General features: G+C 33.7%; 8 protein-coding genes. All 8 read right to left on the bottom strand.

The features are described from left to right. Positions 1 to 9 precede the first annotated feature (9 nt). Positions 10 to 291 carry a 30S ribosomal protein S19 gene (gene rpsS, locus ABY298_RS14420; RefSeq protein ID WP_372746758.1) on the bottom strand — a complete coding sequence of 94 codons (282 nt, stop codon included), beginning with the start codon at positions 289 to 291 and terminating at the stop codon, positions 10 to 12. A 7-nt stretch (positions 292 to 298) separates the two neighbouring features. Continuing rightward, entirely contained in the window at positions 299 to 1,123 is an 825-nt protein-coding gene (rplB, locus tag ABY298_RS14425) for a 50S ribosomal protein L2 (protein WP_372746759.1), read from the bottom strand. 12 nt (positions 1,124 to 1,135) lie between these two features. Next, positions 1,136 to 1,426: a 50S ribosomal protein L23 gene (gene rplW / locus ABY298_RS14430; protein ID WP_372746760.1), complete on the bottom strand. Its 291-nt coding sequence runs from the start codon at positions 1,424 to 1,426 to the stop codon at positions 1,136 to 1,138. Between the two features lie 9 nt (positions 1,427 to 1,435). Beyond that, a complete protein-coding gene (gene rplD / locus ABY298_RS14435; protein ID WP_372746761.1) occupies positions 1,436 to 2,065 on the bottom strand; it encodes a 50S ribosomal protein L4 in 630 nt (209 codons plus the stop codon). Next, a complete protein-coding gene (gene rplC, locus ABY298_RS14440; protein WP_372746762.1) occupies positions 2,065 to 2,682 on the bottom strand; it encodes a 50S ribosomal protein L3 in 618 nt (205 codons plus the stop codon). Before rplC ends, rplD begins: the two co-directional genes overlap by 1 nt. Positions 2,683 to 2,831: 149 nt before the next feature. Continuing rightward, a complete protein-coding gene (gene rpsJ / locus ABY298_RS14445) occupies positions 2,832 to 3,137 on the bottom strand; it encodes a 30S ribosomal protein S10 (protein WP_070237956.1) in 306 nt (101 codons plus the stop codon). A gap of 17 nt (positions 3,138 to 3,154) precedes the next feature. Further along, positions 3,155 to 5,272, bottom strand: a complete 2,118-nt coding sequence (gene fusA / locus ABY298_RS14450) for an elongation factor G (protein WP_372746763.1) — start codon at positions 5,270 to 5,272, stop codon at positions 3,155 to 3,157. Between the two features lie 9 nt (positions 5,273 to 5,281). After that, positions 5,282 to 5,758: a 30S ribosomal protein S7 gene (gene rpsG, locus ABY298_RS14455; protein WP_090226584.1), complete on the bottom strand. Its 477-nt coding sequence runs from the start codon at positions 5,756 to 5,758 to the stop codon at positions 5,282 to 5,284. Positions 5,759 to 5,765 lie beyond the last annotated feature (7 nt).

A 5,765-nucleotide genomic window follows, 5' to 3' on the forward strand; every position in this document is an offset into this window, starting at 1 on the left:
GATTACCTACTATTTTTTTCCTTTATTTTTTTTATCAGCACCATGTCCTCTATAAGAACGTGTTGGTGAAAACTCTCCTAACTTATGCCCTACCATGTTTTCAGTAACATATACTGGAACAAACTGACGTCCGTTATGAACTGCAATTGTTTGTCCAACAAAATCTGGTGTAATCATTGAAGATCTTGACCAAGTTTTGATAACTGATTTATTTCCTGATTCTACTTTCTCTTGAACTTTTTTATCAAGATGAAGTGCAACGTAAGGTCCTTTTTTTAATGAACGTGCCATATATCAATTATTTCTTTTTACGTTCTATAATATATTTATTACTCGCTTTAGTCTTAGATCTAGTTTTGAATCCTTTTGCAGGAATTCCTTTTCTTGATCTTGGATGACCTCCAGATGATTTACCTTCACCACCTCCCATTGGGTGATCTACAGGGTTCATAACAACTGGTCTTGTACGTGGTCTTCTTCCTAACCAACGAGATCTACCTGCTTTTCCAGAAACTAATAATTGATGATCTGAGTTTGAAACTACTCCAATTGTAGCAGTACAAGTCAATAAAATCATTCTAGTTTCACCAGAAGGTAATTTTACAGTAGCGTATTTACCATCTCTTGCCATTAACTGAGCAAACGATCCAGCACTACGAGCTAAAACAGCTCCTTGACCAGGATGTAACTCAATACAAGATATTGTTGTTCCTAATGGAATTTGGCTAAGCAACATTGTATTTCCAACATCTGGAGTAGCTCCTTCACCTGAAATTACTGTTTGCCCAACTTTTAAACCATTTTGAGCAATGATGTATCTTTTTTCTCCATCCACATAATTTAACAATGCAATAAATGCAGTACGATTTGGATCATACTCAATTGTTTTTACGGTTGCAGGAACACCATTTTTATTTCTTTTAAAATCAATAATACGGTATTGTTTTTTATGACCACCACCAATGTAGCGCATAGTCATCTTACCATTATTGTTTCGACCTCCAGATCTTTTATTCGGAGCTATTAAGCTTTTTTCCGGCTTATCAGTAGTAATGGTGTCGAACCCATTTACTACTCTAAAACGCTGACCTGGTGTTATTGGTTTTAATTTTCTAACTGACATTTTTTATCCTTCTTATATATTGCTATAAAAATCAATATTATTACCTTCAGCTAATTGAACTACGGCCTTTTTATAAGCTCCTTTCATCGCTTGTACAATACCATTTTTAGTGTATTTTGTATTGCGTTGAACTGGATAATTCATAGTTTTCACACTTTCAATTGTAACACCGTAAGCTTTCTCTACAGCATTTTTAATTTCAAGTTTATTAGCCTTTTTTGCTACAATAAATGTATAACGATTAAATAATTCGCTATCATTTGTTGCTTTTTCCGTTATAATAGGTTTAATTAAAATACTCATATCTGCTACCTATTTACTTAAATTAGATTCAATTCCCTCTAAAGATCCTTCAGAAAGAATAATTTTATTCGCATTCAACAATTCGTAAGTGCTTAATCCTGTATTAGTTACAGTTTTCACTGTTTTCAAATTGCGCGATGACAAATATACATTATTATTTGACTCAGGCAACACTAATATAGATTTTTTGTTTTCTATACCCAATGCTGCTAGTACTGCTGTAAAGCTTTTTGTTTTTGGAGCTTCAAAATTAAAGTCTTCTACAACTATAATATTATTCTCCTTAGCTTGAATACTTAAAGCAGATCTACGTGCCAATCTTTTTAAATTTTTATTCAATTTAAAAGAATGATCTTGAGGTCTAGGACCAAAAACACGACCTCCTCCTTTAAAAACAGGAGATTTAATACTACCTGCACGAGCAGTACCAGTACCTTTTTGTTTTTTGATTTTTCTAGTACTACCAGAAATCTCAGCGCGTTCTTTAGCTTTGCTAGTCCCTTGTCTTTTATTAGCCAAAAACTGTTTAACATCTAAATAAACAGCATGATTATTCGGCTCTATTCCATATACAGCATCAGAAAGTTCAACTTTTCTCCCTGTATCTTTTCCTTGTATGTCTAAAACTGATACTTTCATTATTTTTGAATAATTACATAAGCGTTATTATGACCAGGAACACTTCCTTTTACCACAAGTATGTTCTTTTCAGGAACTACTTTTAAAACTCTTAAATTTTGAACAGTAACTTTATTTCCTCCCATTCTTCCGGCCATTTTCATACCTTTGAATACTCTAGCTGGATACGATGCCGCACCAACAGATCCTGGAGCTCTTAAACGGTTATGTTGACCGTGAGTAGCTTGTCCAACACCACCAAATCCGTGACGTTTTACTACCCCTTGAAAACCTTTACCTTTTGTATCTGCTGAAACGTCAACAAATTCTCCTTCTTTAAAAAGCTCAACTGTAAGTTGATCTCCTAATTTGTAATCTTCTCTAAAATCTTGAATTTCAACAACTTTCTTCTTAGCAGATGTTCCAGCCTTTTTAAAGTGACCTTGTAACGCTTTATTAGTACGTTTTTCTGCTTTGTCATCGAAACCAAGTTGCAGAGCACTATACCCGTCAACCTCTTCGGTTCTGACTTGGGTAACTACGCATGGACCTGCTTCAATTACTGTACAAGGAATGTTTTTCCCGTTTTCATCGAATAAGCTGGTCATACCAATTTTTCTACCTATTAACCCAGACATAATTAATTAATTATTATTTATTGTTTCTATTTATTTAAAAAAATTCAGGGATGAAAATAATTCAACCCTGAATATATTTTCTTTCCGTTTTTCCTTCGTCAATCGCTCCGGACATGTAAGTCAAATTATAAATTTTGACTGTTGAGAAATTAAACTTTAATTTCTACTTCAACTCCACTAGGAAGTTCTAATTTCATTAAAGCATCAATAGTTTTTGATGATGAACTATAAATGTCTAATAATCTTTTATAAGAACTTAATTGGAATTGCTCTCTTGATTTTTTATTTACGTGCGGAGAACGCAATACAGTAAAAATCTTTTTATGAGTTGGTAAAGGAATTGGACCATTTACAACAGCTCCTGTATTTTTTACGGTCTTAACGATTTTTTCAGCAGATTTATCTACTAAATTGTAATCGTACGATTTTAATTTTATTCTAATTTTTTGACTCATCGTTTATAATTTAGAGATTATCCTTTTGCTTTTGCTATTACTTCTTCAGAAATATTTGATGGACAAGCTTCATAATGTGAAAATTCCATTGAAGATGATGCTCTACCAGAAGATAATGTTCTTAATGTTGTAACATAACCAAACATTTCAGATAAAGGAACGTGTGCTTTTACAACTTTTGCTCCAGATCTATCTTCCATTGCATTTACTTGACCTCTTCTTCTATTTAAATCACCAACAATATCACCCATGTTTTCTTCAGGAGTTACTACAGCAATTTTCATAATAGGTTCTAAGATAACAGCTTTTGCAGCTTTTGCAGCAGCTTTATAACCCATTTGAGCAGCTAATTCGAACGACAATTGATCCGAGTCAACCGCGTGGAATGAACCATCAAATAAAGTTACTTTCATACTATCCATCTCAAAACCAGCTAAAGGACCGTTTTTCATTGCCATTTTGAAACCTTTTTCAATAGAAGGAATATATTCTTTTGGAACGTTACCTCCTTTGATTTCGTTAACAAATACTAAACCAACTTGACCAGCTTCTGCAGGTTCCATTATAAATTTAATATCAGCAAATTTTCCACGTCCACCAGATTGTTTTTTGTAAACTTCTCTGTGTTCTGCTTTGGCTGTAATAGCTTCTTTATATTCAACTTGAGGTTGACCTTCGTTAACTTCAACTTTAAATTCACGTTTTAAACGATCAACAATAATTTCTAAGTGTAACTCACCCATTCCAGAAATAATTGTTTGTCCTGACGCTTCATCAGTTTTTACAGTAAATGTTGGATCTTCTTCAGCTAACTTACTTAAAGCCATACCTAATTTATCTACATCTACTTTAGTTTTAGGCTCAACAGCTATACCAATTACAGGATCAGGGAAATTCATTGATTCCAATACAATTGGGTGTTTTTCATCACACATTGTATCTCCTGTTTTAATATCTTTAAATCCTACACCAGCTCCAATATCTCCAGCTTCAATAAAATCAATAGCATTTTGCTTGTTAGCGTGCATTTGATAAATTCTTGAAATACGTTCTTTTTTACCAGAACGGCTATTTAAAATATAAGAACCTGCATCTAAACGACCAGAATATGCTCTAAAGAAAGCTAAACGACCAACATAAGGATCCGTTGCAATTTTAAATGCTAAAGCTGCAAATGGTTCAGTTGTGCTTGGTCTACGGATTTCTTCTTTTTCAGTATCTGGGTTTGTTCCAATTACTCCTTCTTTATCAATTGGAGCTGGCAAATAACGACAAACAGCATCTAACAAGAACTGTACACCTTTATTTTTAAAAGCCGATCCACAAATCATTGGAATAATTGACATATCCATTACAGCAGCACGAAGCGCAGCGTGCACCTCATCTTCAGTAATAGAATCTTCATCTTCCATATATTTTTCTAAAAGATTCTCGTCATAAGCAGCAACTTCTTCAATAAGTTTACCTCTTAATTCTTTCGCTTCTTCTTTTAATTCTTCTGGTATTTCAACAACATCAAAAGTTGATCCCATTGTATGATCGTGGAAAATAATTGCACGATTCTTAATTAAATCAACAATACCTTTAAAGTTTTCTTCATCACCAATGTTAATAACAATAGGCACTGCATTAGAACCTAACATTTCTCTAACTTGTTGACAAACTGCTAAAAAGTTAGCTCCTTGACGGTCCATTTTATTAACGAAACCAATTCTTGGAACTTTATAGTTATCTGCTAACCTCCAGTTAGTTTCAGATTGAGGCTCAACACCATCAACTGCACTAAATAAGAAAACCAATCCGTCTAATACTCTTAATGAACGATTTACCTCAACGGTAAAATCAACGTGACCAGGAGTATCAATAATATTAAAGTGGTACCCTTTTGCATCACTTGTTGGTTGTCCATTTTCTGTTGGAAACTGCCATTCACAAGTAGTAGCTGCAGAAGTAATTGTAATACCTCTTTCCTGCTCTTGCTCCATCCAGTCCATTGTTGCAGCACCATCATGTACTTCTCCAATTTTATGAGAAACTCCCGTATAATAAAGAATACGTTCTGTACATGTAGTTTTACCTGCATCAATATGAGCAGCAATTCCAATATTTCTTGTATATTTTAAATCTCTTGCCATTTCTTATTTTTAAAATCTAAGGTGAGAGAATGCTTTATTAGCATCTGCCATTTTATGAACATCAATTCTTTTCTTAACAGCAGCACCTTCTTCTTTTGCAGCAGCTAATACTTCACCAGCTAAACGCTGAGCCATTGATTTTTCATTACGTTTTCTTGAATAAGATATTAACCATTTAATTGCAATAGACACCTTACGGTCTGGTCTAATTTGCATTGGAATTTGGAAAGTAGCTCCACCAACACGACGGCTACGAACCTCTACGTGTGGCATTACATTTGATAATGCATCTTTCCATATCTCTAATGATGTTTTTTCATCATTCTGCTTTTTTTGCTCTACAATGTCTAATGCATCGTAAAATACTTTGAAAGCTACAGATTTTTTACCATCCCACATTAAGTTATTCACAAAACGTGTTACCAATTGATCATTAAACTTTGGATCTGGTAAAAGAACTCTTTTTTTCGCCTTTCTTTTTCTCATGTCTTTA

It is taken from the genome of Lutibacter sp. (assembly GCF_041596795.1).
In the GTDB taxonomy this organism is placed as follows: domain Bacteria; phylum Bacteroidota; class Bacteroidia; order Flavobacteriales; family Flavobacteriaceae; genus Lutibacter.